This is a genomic window from Mesorhizobium captivum (assembly GCF_033977165.1).
Taxonomy (GTDB): domain Bacteria; phylum Pseudomonadota; class Alphaproteobacteria; order Rhizobiales; family Rhizobiaceae; genus Mesorhizobium; species Mesorhizobium captivum.
In genome coordinates this window covers 139,298-153,991 of the sequence record NZ_JAVIJB010000006.1, presented here as the reverse complement: position 1 = coordinate 153,991, position 14,694 = coordinate 139,298, and the positions used below count along the sequence as shown (strand labels likewise).

At 64.4% G+C, this 14,694-nt stretch carries 13 protein-coding genes; 3 read left to right on the top strand and 10 right to left on the bottom strand.

Annotated elements, in window-relative coordinates:
• Window positions 1–2 precede the first annotated feature (2 nt).
• The 6 genes from ccmE to RFM40_RS08020 all read right to left on the bottom strand — a co-directional run bounded on the left by ccmE (window position 3) and on the right by RFM40_RS08020 (window position 4,728).
• Window positions 3–446, bottom strand: a complete 444-nt coding sequence (gene ccmE / locus RFM40_RS08045) for a cytochrome c maturation protein CcmE (RefSeq protein ID WP_320225513.1) — start codon at window positions 444–446, stop codon at window positions 3–5.
• A 3-nt stretch (window positions 447–449) separates the two neighbouring features.
• Window positions 450–1,583, bottom strand: a complete 1,134-nt coding sequence (gene ccmI / locus RFM40_RS08040) for a c-type cytochrome biogenesis protein CcmI (protein WP_320225514.1) — start codon at window positions 1,581–1,583, stop codon at window positions 450–452.
• Between the two features lie 118 nt (window positions 1,584–1,701).
• The gene (locus RFM40_RS08035; protein WP_320225515.1) at window positions 1,702–2,286 is read right to left on the bottom strand and encodes an RT0821/Lpp0805 family surface protein; all 585 of its coding nucleotides are present in this window, start codon (window positions 2,284–2,286) and stop codon (window positions 1,702–1,704) included.
• Window positions 2,286–3,674 carry an ATP-binding protein gene (locus tag RFM40_RS08030; protein ID WP_320225516.1) on the bottom strand — a complete coding sequence of 463 codons (1,389 nt, stop codon included), beginning with the start codon at window positions 3,672–3,674 and terminating at the stop codon, window positions 2,286–2,288. Before RFM40_RS08030 ends, RFM40_RS08035 begins: the two co-directional genes overlap by 1 nt.
• 22 nt (window positions 3,675–3,696) lie before the next feature.
• On the bottom strand, window positions 3,697–4,362 hold the full coding sequence (locus RFM40_RS08025) for a response regulator transcription factor (RefSeq protein WP_041002188.1): 666 nt from the start codon (window positions 4,360–4,362) through the stop codon (window positions 3,697–3,699).
• A 66-nt stretch (window positions 4,363–4,428) separates the two neighbouring features.
• Window positions 4,429–4,728: a hypothetical protein gene (locus RFM40_RS08020; RefSeq protein ID WP_320225517.1), complete on the bottom strand. Its 300-nt coding sequence runs from the start codon at window positions 4,726–4,728 to the stop codon at window positions 4,429–4,431.
• A 527-nt stretch (window positions 4,729–5,255) separates the two neighbouring features.
• On the opposite strand from RFM40_RS08020, the gene RFM40_RS08015 reads away from it, so the two are divergent.
• On the top strand, window positions 5,256–5,654 hold the full coding sequence (locus RFM40_RS08015; protein ID WP_320225518.1) for an ester cyclase: 399 nt from the start codon (window positions 5,256–5,258) through the stop codon (window positions 5,652–5,654).
• A 15-nt stretch (window positions 5,655–5,669) separates the two neighbouring features.
• Here the strand turns inward: RFM40_RS08015 and RFM40_RS08010 are convergent, their stop codons facing one another.
• The 3 genes from RFM40_RS08010 to RFM40_RS08000 form a co-directional block, all read right to left on the bottom strand.
• Complete coding sequence (locus RFM40_RS08010; protein WP_320225519.1) at window positions 5,670–6,077, bottom strand: DUF3168 domain-containing protein; 408 nt, start codon at window positions 6,075–6,077, stop codon at window positions 5,670–5,672.
• Between the two features lie 141 nt (window positions 6,078–6,218).
• Entirely contained in the window at window positions 6,219–7,772 is a 1,554-nt protein-coding gene (locus tag RFM40_RS08005) for a trimethylamine methyltransferase family protein (protein ID WP_320225520.1), read from the bottom strand.
• Window positions 7,773–7,784: 12 nt separating this feature from the next.
• A complete protein-coding gene (locus RFM40_RS08000; protein ID WP_320225521.1) occupies window positions 7,785–10,196 on the bottom strand; it encodes a GcvT family protein in 2,412 nt (803 codons plus the stop codon).
• A 111-nt stretch (window positions 10,197–10,307) separates the two neighbouring features.
• On the opposite strand from RFM40_RS08000, the gene RFM40_RS07995 reads away from it, so the two are divergent.
• Together RFM40_RS07995 and RFM40_RS07990 are read left to right on the top strand one after the other, a co-directional pair.
• Window positions 10,308–10,946: a TetR/AcrR family transcriptional regulator gene (locus tag RFM40_RS07995; RefSeq protein ID WP_320225522.1), complete on the top strand. Its 639-nt coding sequence runs from the start codon at window positions 10,308–10,310 to the stop codon at window positions 10,944–10,946.
• A gap of 162 nt (window positions 10,947–11,108) precedes the next feature.
• On the top strand, window positions 11,109–13,265 hold the full coding sequence (locus RFM40_RS07990) for a transglycosylase domain-containing protein (RefSeq protein ID WP_320225523.1): 2,157 nt from the start codon (window positions 11,109–11,111) through the stop codon (window positions 13,263–13,265).
• Window positions 13,266–13,433: 168 nt separating this feature from the next.
• Here RFM40_RS07990 and RFM40_RS07985 read toward each other — a convergent pair whose 3' ends face one another.
• Window positions 13,434–14,630: a DUF930 domain-containing protein gene (locus RFM40_RS07985; RefSeq protein ID WP_320225524.1), complete on the bottom strand. Its 1,197-nt coding sequence runs from the start codon at window positions 14,628–14,630 to the stop codon at window positions 13,434–13,436.
• Between the last annotated feature and the right edge of the window lie 64 nt (window positions 14,631–14,694).

The following is a 14,694-nucleotide window of genomic DNA, read 5'->3' as shown; positions in this document are numbered from 1 at the left end:
GACTACTCGCTCTTGCTTTCCTGCCAGACGCCCTTTGCCTTCAGGCCGTCGGCGACTTCCTTCGGCATATAGCGCTCGTCATGCTTGGCCAAAACGCTGTCGGCGACGAAGACGCCGTCCGGGCCGAAAGCACCTTCGGTGATCACGCCCTGCTCCTCGCGGAAGAGATCGGGCAGGATGCCGGTATAGGTGACCTTGACCGACTTCTGCTTGTCGGTAACCGAGAAGGCGACGGTGGCGCCCTGCCCGCGCACGATCGTGCCCTTTTCGACGAGGCCGCCGAGGCGGATGCGCTGGCCAGGCTGCACCGTTGCGACGGCGAGATCGGCCGGCATGTAGAAATAGGACGCCTTTTGGCCGAGCGCGTAGAAGGTGAGACCCGCGGCGGCGCCGAGGAAGGCCAGCCCCGCCAGGATCACCGACAATCGCTTCTGCTTGCGCGTCATCTCTTACTCCGTCGCCATCAGACCGAGGGAGGCGGCAAAGGCGGTGAATTTCTTGGCTTGCTCGCTATCGGCGCCAAAGACAGCGACGGCGCGGCCGAGCGCATCGCGCGCCTGGTCGGCCTTGCCGAGCACGACATAGGAACGAATGAGCCGCATCCATCCTTCCTCGTCGCGCGGATTTTGCTTCAGCCTGTCGTCGAGGCCGGCGACCATGGTCTCGATCATTGCTTGCCGGTCCTGCGGCGACATCTGCTGCGCCGCCTCGACAGCTTGCGCATCCGGGCCATTGGCCGGTGCCGCTGCCGCGACAGAGGGCTCAGTCTGCGCGAGCGCCTGCTGGACGGCGTTGCGCCAGGGCGAATCCGGCGCCAGCTGGCCGAGCATCTTTTGCCAGGCTGCGGCGGCTTCGGCCTTCTTGCCTTCCTGGGCAAGGCCCATCGCCAGATAGAAATTCGCCTTGGCGTTGGCGGGATCGAGCTTCAGCGCCGCCTCGAAGGCACCTTGAGCCTCGGCCGACACGATGCCGCCGGCGGCGTTGGCGATCGCCTCACCAAGACCGGCCTGGCGGACGGCGCTGTCGCCGTCGAGGCGGATGGCATTGCGATAGGCGGTTATCGCGTCAGGGAAGCGCTGCAGGCGCAGATAGACCGGCGCCAGCACGTCCCAGCCCTTGCCGTCGGATGGATTGGCGGCAAGGTGCGCCTCGGCGCGGGCGACCAGCTCGTCGACCGAGGATTCGGACGGGTTCTTTGCAAGCCGCTCGGCCAGCGGCTGCGACGGCAGGTCGGGCGAGCCGAGCGCGCCGTAAAGCCCCCAGCTCACCAGCGGCACCGCCAGCACGGCGGCAGTGGCAACCAGCCTTGCCGCGCGCGAGGGGCGCGGCGCTTGCGTGCCCGACTGGCTACCCGAGCCGAGACGCAGGATGCGGCGGCCGATCTCGGCACGCGCTTCCTCGGCCTCGCCCGGCTGGATCAGGCCGCGCGCCATGTCGCGATCGAGCTCCGAAAGCTGGTCGCGATAGACTTCGAGGTCGTGATCGCCGGCCGCAGACGCGCCTTTCGTGCCGCCGGCCAGCGGCAAAAGCACCGCCAGGCTGGCGCCGAGCGTAAGGATTGCGGCTATGACCCAGAACAGCATGGCTATTCCAATAACGGCAGAGCCCTGCCCTGCCAACACGACCTTCGTGCGACGCTTTGACGGCAGATGCGCCGGCCGACCTTGATCAATATCAAAATCGCGCCGGCTGCTGCCTAACCTAGGTCAGCGGCGTCCAGCTGCCGTCGGCATTGCGGCAGGCAGTGCCGCGCGCTGTGACTCCCGCGCCGCTGATATAAACGGTGTGGGTATACTGGCGGCAATCCTGCGAGCCGACCCGATAGGGCTGGGCCGCGACGACCTCGCCGTAATGGGACGAGCTGTCGCCCTTCCACGTCACTTTCTGGCCGCTGGCGTTGTATTCCAACGCTTTGTATTCCGCCTCGAGGCCCTTGCGCTTCTCGGTGTCGCTCAGACCCGAACCGATCGATCCGCCGACCAACCCGCCATTCATGGCCGCGACGATGCTGGTTCCCACCTTGCCGCCAGCCGGCGGCGCGGCGACGGGCGTGACCGGAGAGCCCGGACCGCTCCTGCCCAGCGTGGTGCAGCCCGAAACGGCCATCAGGGCGGAAACGAGCGCGACGCGAATCTTCATGCCAGCAACCGGGTCTCTTGAGCGGGACGGACTTCTTGAGTGAGATAGATTGGCGGCCGCGCCATCGGGGAGGATGGCGAGTCCATAGTGTTGATATTTGTCGGAAATTTGGCCGCAGGCGGCCGCACGATAATCGACAAAAAACATTACTGAAGGCTCCGCAATCTCACCACCGCCCTCAAGCCGCCCATGCCGGACCGTTCCAGCGCCAGGGCGCCTCCATACTCGTTCACGAGGTCGGCGACAATGGCAAGCCCAAGCCCCGTTCCCGGCTTCGTCTCGTCCAGTCTCTTGCCACGCTTCAACACTTCCCGCGCGCTGGCCTCGGGAATGCCGGGCCCGTCATCCTCTATAACGATTTCAAACAGGCTGGCGCTTTCCGGCACGAGCGCAACCGAAACCGCGACGGCGCTCTTCGCCCATTTCATGGCATTGTCGAGCAGATTGCCGAGCAATTCCTCCAGATCCTCGCGCTCGCCGGCAAAGACGATCTCGGCCGGCGGCGGCGACAGCGTCAGCTTCGTCCGCGGGTTGAGTTTTTGCAGCACCCGCACCATGCGCTCGACCAGCGGCTTCACCGGCGTGCGGAAAACGACGCTGTCGCGCTGGGCGGCGACGCGGGCGCGCTGCAGATAATGATCGACCTGCTTTTGCATCGAGGCAGCCTGCTCGGCGATGAGCTGGCCCTTGGCGCCGCCGAGCGCGCGGCCCTCGTTGATCAGCACGGCAAGCGGCGTCTTCAGCGAATGGGCGAGATTGCCGACCTGGGTTCGCGAGCGTTCGACGATGCGCTTGTTGTTCTCGATCAGCGCGTTGGTCTCGCTGGCCAGAGGCTCGATCTCGGCGGGAAAACTTCCGTCGAGCCGCTGCGCCGTGCCCTCGCGCACCATGGCGAGCGCATTGCGCACCCGGCGCAAGGGCTGCAGGCCAAGCAGGATGGCGATGGCGTTGATGGCGATCATGCCGACGCCGAACAGCGATAGATAGGTGAGCAGGCGGCGCTGGAAGCTCGCGATCTCCTGTTCCAGCTCGCTGTGATTGCCCATGACGCGGAAGCGCGCGGCGCGGTTCTGGGCATCGAGCACGAACTCGCTCTCGAAGACTTGGAGCTCCTCGCCCTTGATGCCTTCGGCCGCGTAACTGCGCTGGAAGTTCGCGTTGAAGGGCACCTCGGCGACGCTTGGCGACAGGATCGAGGTCGTCATCGAGGAGGAATGGATTTCGCCGTGAACGCCTTCGGAGGCCGGCTCCACGGACCAGTACCAGCCGGAATTCGGCTCCGAGAAGCGCAGATCGCCAAGGTCGGGCGAGCCGGTCAGCGCGCCGTTGTCGGAGATGCCGACGGAGCCGATCAGGTTGAACAGATGCGCCGAAAGCAGGCTGTCGAAGCCGCGCTCGCTGGCCTGGCGGTAGAGCGTGGTGATGAGGGTGAAGATGACGACCAGCGTCAGGATCGCCCAGATCGTGGAAAAGGCGATGACGCGGAAGGTCAGCGAGCGCGGCCAGAGCCGCAGCCTTGAAAGCCACGTTCCCATCCTTGGCTTCAGCGGTTCCGCGTCACGCCTCCGGCTCTCGCATGCGATAGCCCATGCCTCGCACGGTTTCGATCATGTCGATGCCCATCTTCTTGCGAAGCCGGCCGACAAACACCTCGATGGTGTTGGAATCGCGGTCGAAATCCTGGTCGTAGAGATGCTCGACCAGCTCGGTGCGCGACACCACCTCGCCCATATGGTGCATCAGATAGGCGAGCAGCCGAAACTCATGCGAGGTGAGCTTCAGCGGCACGCCGTTGACATCGGCCTTGGAGGCCTTGGTGTCGAGCCTCAACGGACCGCAGGTGAGTTCCGAAGAGGCATGGCCGGCGGCGCGGCGGATCAGCGCCCTCACCCTGGCCAGCACTTCCTCGATGTGGAAGGGTTTTGTGACATAGTCGTCGGCGCCGGCATCGATGCCTGCCACCTTGTCGCTCCAGCGGTCGCGCGCGGTCAGGATCAGCACCGGCATCTTGCGGCCGCCGCGGCGCCAGCGCTCGACGACGCTGATGCCGTCCATCTGCGGCAGGCCGATATCGAGGACGACGGCGTCGTAAGGCTCGGTGTCGCCGAGGAAATGCCCCTCCTCGCCGTCATAGGCGCGGTCGACGACATAGCCGGCATCGACCAGCGCATCCGCCAATTGGCGGTTGAGATCCTTGTCATCCTCGACGACGAGCACGCGCATGGTTTTGAGCCTATTGAGGGGTGGAGATATAGGCCGATTCCGCCGGCCTGGGAAAGGAAGATGGGGTCAGTTGAGCGGCACCACGATCTCGGAACGACGCGGGCGCTGGCCTTCCTTGCCGGGCACCAGCACCACGATGACGCAGACCTGCTGGCCGCCGCGCGTCGCCTGCGAGGCCTTGGCGAGCGTGCCGCCATTCTGCGCGGCAACCTGCTGCCCGATCGCGTAGCAGTCGCTGGCGGCAAGCACGACCGGCTGCTCGACCGGCGGCTCGATGACCGGCATGGCAATCGCCTGCGACGCAAAAAGGCCGGCTGCGGCAAGCGCCAGCATTGCTGCGCGGATATGGGAGCGGAACGTTTTCATGATCACGGTTCTAACGCATCTGTGCTGAACGTGAAATGAACGGTGAACGGCCGAAAATCCGCGTCCATGCCGCCGCCCGAACTTACCTCAAGCCGGATCTTGAATTCATAGCCGGAAAATCAAAGGCGCGGCCACGGTTTTCGTGTGCCGATCTTTCGCCTTGCCCAAGCTCCAACACAGAAATTTTGATGGATCGGATAGTGCCAGCGGTGGCAAAATCGCACATTGTGGAGATTGGCGGAGGCGCGCCGGTCAGTCCATCATCCTGGGGCGGAGCAAGGAGCGAAGCGACGCGGCGCAGCTCCGCCGCGGTGCAGAATTCTGCTCCGTTGCACTCTTCGGCCAAGGTTATGGCATGGATCCTTGGGTCTTCGCTCCGCTTCGCGTCGCTACGCCCAAGGATGACGACGTCCGGGAGGCCCTAGCCAATTGCGAACGTTTGCGGCGGTTCGCCGAAACGAACAGCGCATCTTAGCGACGACTGCAACCTATCCGCCGAGGAACTAGTATAGGAAGGTTCGACGACCATGGGAAACACGACGAGCCGCGAGGAGCTTGCCGACCTCTACAAAGGCTACATCGCCTGCCTCAACGAACAGGGCTGGGACAATCTCGGCCGCTTCGTCGGCGACGAGGTGCAGTATAACGGCGAGACGATCGGGCTTGCAGGTTATCGCCGGATGCTGGAGGGCGATTTCCAGGCTATTCCCGATCTTCGTTTCAACATTGAGCTTCTGGTCTCAGAGCCGCCGCGCGTGGCAGCCCGCCTGCATTTCGACTGCCGACCGAAAGGCATGTTGTTCGGCCTGCCGGTGAACGGCAAGCGCGTCTCCTTTGCCGAGAACGTCTTCTACGAATTCCAGGACGGGCGGATAAGCGAGGTCTGGTCGGTCATCGACAAGGCCGCGATCCAGGCCCAACTTTAGGGGGAATTGGTCCGCTCAGGCACTATGCTGCGTCAACGCGCGAAAGCGCAGCAGCCCGTGATGGACCGTCAGGTCTTCGTCATAGCGTGCCTCCGCGAATTCCAGCGACAGGCGGGTCTGGCCGCGCGGGCCGACCGAGAGCGCCGCACCGTCGAGGCGCGCCCTGATGCTGTCCATGATGAGACGCGTCTCGGCCTCGCCTTGCGCCTTCGACCAGACATGCAGCGTGATGAGCTGATCATTGTCGTTGTCGGCGCCAGTTTCGAGATCGAAGGCGCTGGTGCGGCCGTAGGTCACGTTGGGAAAGGCGGCCTTGTCGTCGGCACGCTCAAGCAGGCCGGCGCCGCCCAGCAACGCCGACAGCGAGGCGTCGGTCTTCAGTCGCAGGAACAAGGCCTGCATCAAATCGCCAGGCGCCGTCATCTATCGTCCATCGCAAACAGCCTTCGGTTCGTCGCCAACCTGATCGACAACGTAACCACGCTCGCGATCGGATGCCAGATCGCGAATCGTTTTGACTGTAGCGTGAACCGCGAAGGTCTCGAAATTATTACGTTTTCAGACTCACGACACAGGCGCTGCGCCGCCCTCCTCGCTGCGCCGGGCGATGAACTCGTCGAGCACGCCGGCGGTGGCGGCAGCCGATTGCGGCGGCTGGAAATCGGAAAGGATCCGCTTCCAGATGCCGGTGGCACGCTCGGTGGCGGTCTTGCCGCCGAACTGGGTCCAATTGCCGAAATTCGACCAGTCGGCCACCAGTGGTTCGTAGAAGGCCGTGCGGTAGCGCGTCATTGTGTGGGCGGCCGAGAAGAAATGGCCGCCGGGCTGCACCTCGGCGATGGCCTCGAAGCCGATGGCGTCGGCGTCGCCCGGCGTCGTGGCACAAAGCTCGGCGACCGTCTGCAAGGCCTCGATGTCGGTGATCAGCTTCTCGAAGGAGACGCTCAAGCCGCCTTCCAGCCAGCCGGCGGCATGGATGCAGACGGTGGCGCCGGCCAGCACCGAGCCCCACAGCGCGAATTGCGTCTCATGCGCCGCCTGCGCATCCGAAATGTTGGCGGCGCTGCCGCCGCCGGAGCGCCAGGGCAGACCGGTGAAACGCGCGAGCTGGCCGGCACCCAAGGTCGCCTTGATGTGCTCCGGCGTGCCGAAGGCCGGGGCGCCCGACTTCATGTCGACATTGGACGAGAAGGAACCATAGACCACCGGCGCACCGGGGCGCACGATCTGGGCAAGGGTCAAGCCGGCCAGCGCCTCCGCATGCTGCAGCGTCAGCGCGCCGGCGACCGTGATCGGCGCCATGGCGCCCGCCAGGCAGAAGGGCGTGATGATCGATATCTGGCCGGCCTTGGCGAAGTCGATGATGCCTTGCGCCATCGGAATGTCGAGCTGGCGCGGCGAGTTGGTGTTGATGACGGTGTAGCAATGGGCGCCGGCGCGGAACTCGTCCTCCGAGAGGCCGCGCGCCAGCCGCACCATCTCGAAGCTGTCGTCGACCTGCGGCGTGCCGCGCGCGAAGACGAAGGGCAATTTGTCGGAGAGCGTCAGCTGCGCCCGGCCGGTGGCATAGTGGCGGAAGCGGGTATCGACATCCTGCGGCTCGATGCAGGGTCCAAGCATGTGCAGCACATCGAAATGCTGCAGCAGCTTCATGAATTCCTCGAAGACGGCCAGCGTGCCCGGCCGCCGGCCGCGCTCGAGATCGGTGACGTTGGGCGCGCCGGAGCCGGCGAGAAAGGTCATCGTGCCGAGTTCCAGCATCAGGTCGCGGGAGCGGTCGCCGCCATAGGCCTGGATCGAACGCGGCGCGGAGGCAATCGCTGATTCGACCATGTCGCGGCCGATCCTCATCACCTGGCTGTCCTCGTCGACCAGGGCACCGGCCTTGGCAAGAACAGCGCGCGCCTCCGGCAGCAGCACCTTGATGCCGAGTTCTTCCAGCACGCGCAGCGCCGTGTCGTGGATCGCGGCGACCTGGTCGTCGGCAAAGACCGGCTGTGGCAGGAATGGGTTCTTCAGCGAGCGATAGTTCGGGCGGCGGCTCGACTCGCTGCCGGCCTCGCCGGTGCGTCCGCGCCGGCGTTCGCGCCTCAGATCGCGTGCGGCTTCGTCAATCATGCCCAATCCTCCCTATTGCCGCATTGCCTCGCCCTTGGGGTCATAGGGCGAGGCCGCGATGACGAGCGCCGGCCGTTCGACGCCGACAATGTGTACGGAAAGCGTTATCCCCTCCCCGGCGAAATCGTCATCCACCAACGCCAGGGCGACGCTCTTGCCGACGGTGTAGCCATAACCGCCCGAGGTGACGAAACCGACGCGCCGGCCCTTGTGCCAGACCGGCTCGAAGCCGCTGGCATCGGCGTCGACCGCATCGACTTCCAGTGTCACGATCCGCCGTGCGACGCCCGTCTTCTGTTCCCTGAGAGCTGCTTCGCGGCCGATGAAATCGCCCTTGTCGAAAGCGATGAAGCGGTCGAGCCCTGTCTGTCCAGGCGTGTAGCCTTGCGTGAACTCGCGCGACCAGATGCCGAAGCTCTTCTCCAGCCGAAGCGCATTGAGCGCGTAGTAGCCGATCTCGGCGAGGCCAAGATCCTCGCCCGCGGCGAGCAGCGTCTCGCGCAGGCTCGCATGCAGGGTGGCCGGACAGTTGATCTCGAAGCCGAGTTCGCCGGCGATCGACAGCCGGGCGACGCGGGCGCGCACCATGCCGATGTCGAACTCGCCGCAGGCCATGAACGGCAAGGCTTTGGCGGAAATGTCCTGGTACGTGGTGCGTTCGACGATCTTGCGTGCGTTGGGCCCGGTGACGAGGAAGCCGGACATCGCGTCGGAAATGTCGGTGATCGATACGCCGTCCGCCCTATGCGCCTCGAACCAGCGCATGTGGAACTCACGCAAATAGTAGGAGCCCATGATCCAGTATTCGCCGCCGCCCCAGTTGAGCACGGTAAGATCGCCCTTCAGCCGCCCGTCATGGCCAAGCATCGGCGCGAGCTTTGCACGGCCGGGCTTCGGCAGCCTGCTGGCGAGCAGCCGGTCGAGCCAGGCCTCGGCACCGGGTCCCGACACTGCGTAGCGCGAGAAGGCCGTCGTATCGACGAGACCGGCGGCACGGCGGACCTGCAGCACCTCGTCGCCGACGATGTCGAAAGCGTTTGAGCGCTTCAGCGTCGTCTCCTCGCGGAACCCCATCGGCGCGAAATAGGCCGGGATTTCCAGCCCCCAGGATGCCGTCCACTCGCAGCCTGCGGCGCTCATGCCGTCATAGGCGCCCGGACGCTTCAGCGGCCGGCCGGCAGGCAGGCGCTCGTTCGGGAAGGTCATGACGAAGCGGCGGGCGTAGAACTGGCCCGTCGTCTGCTTGAGATATTCGCGGTTGGCGGCAAAGGCGCCGTAGCGGGCGATGTCCATGCCGAAGATGTCGGCCTGCGGCTCGCCGTAGATCATCCATTCGGCCAGCGACTTGCCGACGCCGCCGCCCTGGCTGAAGCCGGCCATGACGCCGCAGGCGACCCAGTAGTTGCTGAGGCCCCGGACCGGGCCAACCAGCGGATTGCCATCCGGCGTGAAGGTGAAGGCGCCGTTCACCCATTTGCGGATGCCGGCCTTCGCCAGGCAGGGGAAGCGTTGATAGGCTTTCGAAAGCTCCGGGCTGATGCGGTCGATGTCCTCGGGGATCAGCTCAATACCGTAATCCCAGGGCGCACCGTCCATATTCCAGTGTTTCGGGTTTTGCTCGTAGACGCCGAGCAGCACACCCTTCCGCTCCTGTCGCAGATAGGAGAAGCCGTCGAGATCGACGGCGAGGCCGAGCTCCTTGTCGAGCGCAGCGACTTCCGGAATGTCCTCGGTGACGAAATAATGATGCTCCATCGGCGTCACCGGCAGGTCGACGCCGACCATGAGCCCGACCTGCTTGGCCCAGAGGCCGCCGGCGTTGACGACATGCTCGGCGACGATCGTGCCTTTCTCGGTGACGACGTCCCAGCCGCCGTCGGCGCGCTGCTTCAGCTCGACGACCCGGTTGCGCAGGATCACGTCGGCGCCGCGCTTCTTCGCGGCGCCGGCATAGGCGTGCGTCGTGCCGTAGGGATCGAGGTGGCCCTCGTTGGAATCGTAGAGGCCGCCCAGCACGTCGCTGACATCGACGATCGGGCAGATCTCCTTGATCTCCTCAGGCGTCACCAGCCGGGCCGTCTCGATGCCGACCGACTGGAACACAGCCCAGGCCGATTTCAGCCATTCCCAGCGCTGCGGGTCGCTCGCCATGTTGACGCCGCCGGTCATGTGCAGCCCGGCATTCTGGCCGGACTCGGCCCCGATCTCGCGGTAGAGCTTGATCGTGTAATCCTGCAGCGCCGCGACATTGGGGTCGGCATTGAGCGCATGGAAGCCGGCGGCCGCGTGCCAGGTCGAGCCTGCGGTCAGCTCGGCGCGCTCGATGAGCGCCACATCGCTCCAGCCGAAGCGCGTCAGGTGATAGAGCACCGAGGCGCCGACCACGCCTCCCCCAATGACGATTGCCCGGTAATGCGACTTCACGAGCTCTCTCCCTCTCGTTGAAGGCTCCAAGATATATGGCCTGGACATATATGTCTAGACACTTCTGTCCAGAGCTTGCGCGCAGCTTTGCGCCGTGCCTATTGTGCGGCCATGATCATGACCGCCCCCCAGGCCGAACCGACGCCCGGCAACATCAAGGTTACGCGCTCGGACTGGATCAATCTGGCGCTTGAAACGCTGATTTCGGACGGCATCGAGAGCGTGCGCGTGTTACCGCTCGGCCACAAGCTCGGCGTCTCGCGCTCAAGCTTCTACTGGTATTTCAACAGCCGGCAGGACCTGCTCGACCAGTTGCTCAAGCATTGGCACGACACCAACACCACCGCGATCGTCGAGCGTGCCAGGCGCCCTGCCGAAACCATCATCATGGGCGTGATGAACGTCTTCGAATGCTGGGCCGACGAGCGCCTGTTCGACCCCAGGCTGGATTTCGCCGTTCGCGAATGGGCAAGGCGCTCGGACGATGTGCGGCGCATGATCGACCAGGCCGACGACGAGCGCCTCAGCGCCATCCGCGACATGTACCGCCGGCATGGCTACGACGACGAGGATGCCTTCATCCGCGCCCGTGTGCTCTACTACATGCAGATCGGCTACTACGTGCTCGACCTCAAGGAGCCGGTCGAGGCCCGGGTCAGCCACCTTGCCGCCTATCTGCGCTCCTTCACCGGCCAGGAGCCGACCGAAGCGGATGTGGCGCATTTCATGCGCTTCATCGCGGCGCGGTGATATCGCCGCGCACGCACGATCAACCTTAGTGTTCAACAAAGCTTGGGTGTGGCTTCGCTGCCCTTGTGAGCGGTGCTAAAATGGTCGATTAGTCTTTGAGGGGTGGCGCCCGAAACCGACCATGCGGTTTCGGTCGAAAGCGCGTTGGGGCGGAAGTCTGGAATGGCAAGTCCTTCGAAACCACGCAAGAGAAGAGGCCGGATCGCCTCTGCGGCTCTTGCCGTCGACGCGTGGCTCGATTCCTCCCTCTATGAGATCAGCTTCAAGGCGCGCGAATTCTGGGAAGCGGCAACCATCTTTTCCCGCCGATTCCGCCTTCACGGATGGCGGCGCGCCATCATCGAGGTGCTGAGCGAAGGCTTCACCATGGGCGCCGGCGGCTTCGTGGTGCTGTTGGCGCTGGCGATGCCTGCCTTCGAGATCACCGGCGGCGACTGGCGCAACCAGGGCGACTTCGCCGTCACCTTCCTCGACCGCTACGGCAACGAGATCGGCCAGCGCGGCATCATCCAGCGCGATTCCGTGCCGGTCGACGAGATGCCCGACATCGTCATCAAGGCGGTGCTGGCGACCGAGGACCGGCGCTTCTTCGATCATTACGGCATCGACGTTCTCGGCCTGTCGCGCGCGATCTTCGAGAATGTGCGCGCCAATTCGGTCGTCCAGGGCGGCTCCAGCATCACTCAGCAGCTCGCCAAGAACCTTTTCCTGTCCAACGAGCGAACCCTCGAGCGCAAGATCAAGGAAGCTTTTCTCTCACTATGGCTGGAGGCGAACCTCTCCAAGAAGGAGATCCTGCAGCTCTATCTCGACCGCGCCTATATGGGCGGCGGCACGTTCGGCATCGAGGCGGCGGCGGATTTCTATTTCGGCAAGAGCGTCAAGGACCTGAATCTCGCCGAGGCGGCGATGCTTGCCGGCCTGTTCAAGGCGCCGACCAAATACGCCCCGCATATCAACCTGCCGGCCGCCCGCGCCCGCGCCAATGTGGTGCTTTCCAACCTCGTCGACGCCGGCTTCATGACCGAGGGCCAGGTGCTGCAGGCCAGGCTGCATCCGGCCGACGTCGTCGACCGCGGCGAGCAGAAGAGCCCCGACTATTTCCTCGACTGGGCCTTCGACGAGGTCAAGAAGATCGCCAAGCCCGGCCAGCATTCGCTGGTCGCCCACACCACTTTCGACGCCAACATCCAGAAGGCGGCGGAAGAGTCGGTCGAGTTCCACCTTCGCCAGTTCGGCAAGGAATACAACGTCACCGAAGGCGCGGTGGTGGTGATCGAGACCAATGGCGCGGTGCGCGCCATCGTCGGCGGCCGCGACTATGGCGCCAGCCAGTTCAACCGCGCCACCAAGGCGCTGCGCCAGACCGGGTCGTCGTTCAAGCCTTATGTCTATGCCACCGCGATGGAGCACGGCTTCACGCCGGACTCGGTGGTTTCCGGCGGCGCGATCAGCTGGGGCAGCTGGTCGCCGCACAACTACAATGGCGGATCAGCCGGCAAAGTCACGCTGATCACCGCGATCGCCAAGTCGATCAACACCGTGCCGGTGCGGCTCGCCAAGGATTATCTCGGCATCGGCCCGATCAAGGCGATGGCGGAATCGATGGGTGTCGAGTCGCCGCTGGAATCGCACAAGACCATGGTGCTCGGCACATCCCTCATGACGGTGATGGACCAGGCGACGGGCTACAGCGTATTTGCGCAGAACGGCTTCGTCGGCTCAAGGCACGGCATCACCCAGCTTGTCACCCGCACCGGCGACGTGGTCTATGATTGGACCAAGGACGCGCCGCCGCCGCACCGGGTGCTATCGGAAAAGGCGCTGCATTATATGAACACGATGCTGGCGGCGGTGCCGGTGATCGGCACGGCCAGGCGCGCCCAGCTTCCCAACATCGTCGTTGCCGGCAAGACCGGCACCACCCAATCCTACCGCGACGCCTGGTTCGTCGGCTTCACCGGCAATTACACGGCCGCCGTGTGGCTCGGCAATGACGACTTCACGCCGACCAACAAGATGACCGGCGGTTCGCTGCCGGCGATGGTGTGGCAGCGGCTGATGGTCTATGCGCATCAGAACATCGACCTGAAACCGATCCCTGGCCTCGATCATCCGTGGGTCGACCCGGAAGTGGCGGCCAAGGCCGAGGAAGCGGCGAAGAAGGAGGCCGCGGATGCCGCGGCACAGGCGAAGGCCGAGCGGCCGCCGGTGCTCTCCAGCCGCACCACCCAGACGCTGAGGGACATCACCAAGGCATTCCAGGCAGCGCCGGTCCTCGACGCACCTACCCTGCCGGAGACGCTGTCGGCGCTTTAAAGCGCGTCGCGATCTTTCAGATTCGCTCCATGCGCTTTAGGTTTTTGATTTTACGCATGTCTTTGTCCCGAAACCGGTTCCCACTTTCGGGAGACATGCTTTAAGTCTTTGTTTTAATGCTTGTCTTTCGCAAAACCGCTGCGCACTTTTGGGCGACGTGCATCTGCGTTAGCGAAGACTGGGCAATCTGAGACGAGCCCACTCGCCAGGTGGAATCTCAGCGCCGACACGGAAGCTGAACGACAAGACCCTCGTCGCATCGGCATCGACCTCGCACCGGAAGCCCAGGCGGTACCATGTGGTTGTCGTGCTGAACGCGGCCTCCGGAGGGCTAAGAACATTGCCCACCTTCAGCGGAATGGATGGCAGCCATTTGGGAGAATAAGAGGCGTCCCGCAATTCCTGGTTCAAAACGCTGCCGCAAAGGTTGGCAACCCGCTGATCGCGAGGCACGCCGCTCATGGAGCTTGTGGCCAGCGCATCGCCGGTGGCGCCCTGCGAGTAGAGTTTTCGGACACCTGGAAGGCCCGAATAGGTCGGCGATCCGGCAACGGCGGCGTTGGTGGAACCTGGCGTCCCGCCGCTCCTGCTTCGGGACTTCGGGATCTTTGCAGGCCTGAACTTCAGCGCATTTACGGGTTTTGGCTTTGGCTTTTCGGCCGCGGCCGGAAGCTCGACCTTACCGTCGCTCTCAGCACCCAACGGCGTTGGCGCCACGGTTGTTTGCTTTTCGGCGGTTTGCGCTCCTGCCTGTTGCTTCTCTGCCTGCTGTTTATCCGCGTCCTGGGCTGCCTGCTTTTCCTCACTCTGCGTAGGCTTGGCGTCCGTCGCGGCGGTTTCCGGCTTCTCGTCAGCCTTGCTTTGATTCGCCGGCTGGTCGGCGTCTGCCGGCGCTGCAGATTGGTTCTCTGCAGGCTTCGGTACGGCAGGCGGCTTCGACTCATTATCCTTGGCCGGCAACGGCTTGTTGTCTCGATCGCCGCCTCCATCCAGGGATTTCCTCGGGCCGGTATCCTTGTCACCATACTGAAAAACGGGCTTTAGCACCGCGATTGGCGGTGGCTTCGGCGGCTGCTTTTCCGGCAGAGGCGGCTTTTCAACTTTCTGCTCGGGCGGTTTTTCAGCCTTCGGTTCCGGCGGCTTTTCGGCGTTGGGTTCTTTTGGCCGCGGCGCGGGCGGAGGCTTCGGTTTCGGCTGCTCGGGCGGAGGCACAAGCGCGACATTGACTGGCTGTTCCTGATCCGACTGTTGGGCAGGCCTCGGCAGGCTGTAGACCAGAAACGCTGCGATGAGCGCATGCAGGATCAGCGATGCGGGCAAGGCCCACGCTAAATTCCAGCGTCGTTCTTCTATCTCGCCCTTCATCCCGATCGATGTGGAACGAAATCGCGGCGGCTTCAAGCACGGGCATCGGATCGGAGCGAACTAC

Bases quoted from the DNA above. Each gene is read 5' to 3' on its own strand.
- RFM40_RS08005 (WP_320225520.1), bottom strand. From the start codon at position 7,772: ATGATTGACGAAGCCGCACGCGATCTGAGGCGCGAACGCCGGCGCGGA.
- RFM40_RS07990 (WP_320225523.1), top strand. From the start codon at position 11,109: ATGGCAAGTCCTTCGAAACCACGCAAGAGAAGAGGCCGGATCGCCTCT.
- RFM40_RS08025 (WP_041002188.1), bottom strand. From the start codon at position 4,362: ATGCGCGTGCTCGTCGTCGAGGATGACAAGGATCTCAACCGCCAATTG.
- ccmI (WP_320225514.1), bottom strand. From the start codon at position 1,583: ATGCTGTTCTGGGTCATAGCCGCAATCCTTACGCTCGGCGCCAGCCTG.
- RFM40_RS08010 (WP_320225519.1), bottom strand. From the start codon at position 6,077: ATGACGGCGCCTGGCGATTTGATGCAGGCCTTGTTCCTGCGACTGAAG.
- ccmE (WP_320225513.1), bottom strand. From the start codon at position 446: ATGACGCGCAAGCAGAAGCGATTGTCGGTGATCCTGGCGGGGCTGGCC.
- RFM40_RS07995 (WP_320225522.1), top strand. From the start codon at position 10,308: ATGATCATGACCGCCCCCCAGGCCGAACCGACGCCCGGCAACATCAAG.
- RFM40_RS08015 (WP_320225518.1), top strand. From the start codon at position 5,256: ATGGGAAACACGACGAGCCGCGAGGAGCTTGCCGACCTCTACAAAGGC.
- RFM40_RS07985 (WP_320225524.1), bottom strand. From the start codon at position 14,630: ATGAAGGGCGAGATAGAAGAACGACGCTGGAATTTAGCGTGGGCCTTG.
- RFM40_RS08020 (WP_320225517.1), bottom strand. From the start codon at position 4,728: ATGAAAACGTTCCGCTCCCATATCCGCGCAGCAATGCTGGCGCTTGCC.
- RFM40_RS08030 (WP_320225516.1), bottom strand. From the start codon at position 3,674: ATGGGAACGTGGCTTTCAAGGCTGCGGCTCTGGCCGCGCTCGCTGACC.
- RFM40_RS08035 (WP_320225515.1), bottom strand. From the start codon at position 2,286: ATGTTTTTTGTCGATTATCGTGCGGCCGCCTGCGGCCAAATTTCCGAC.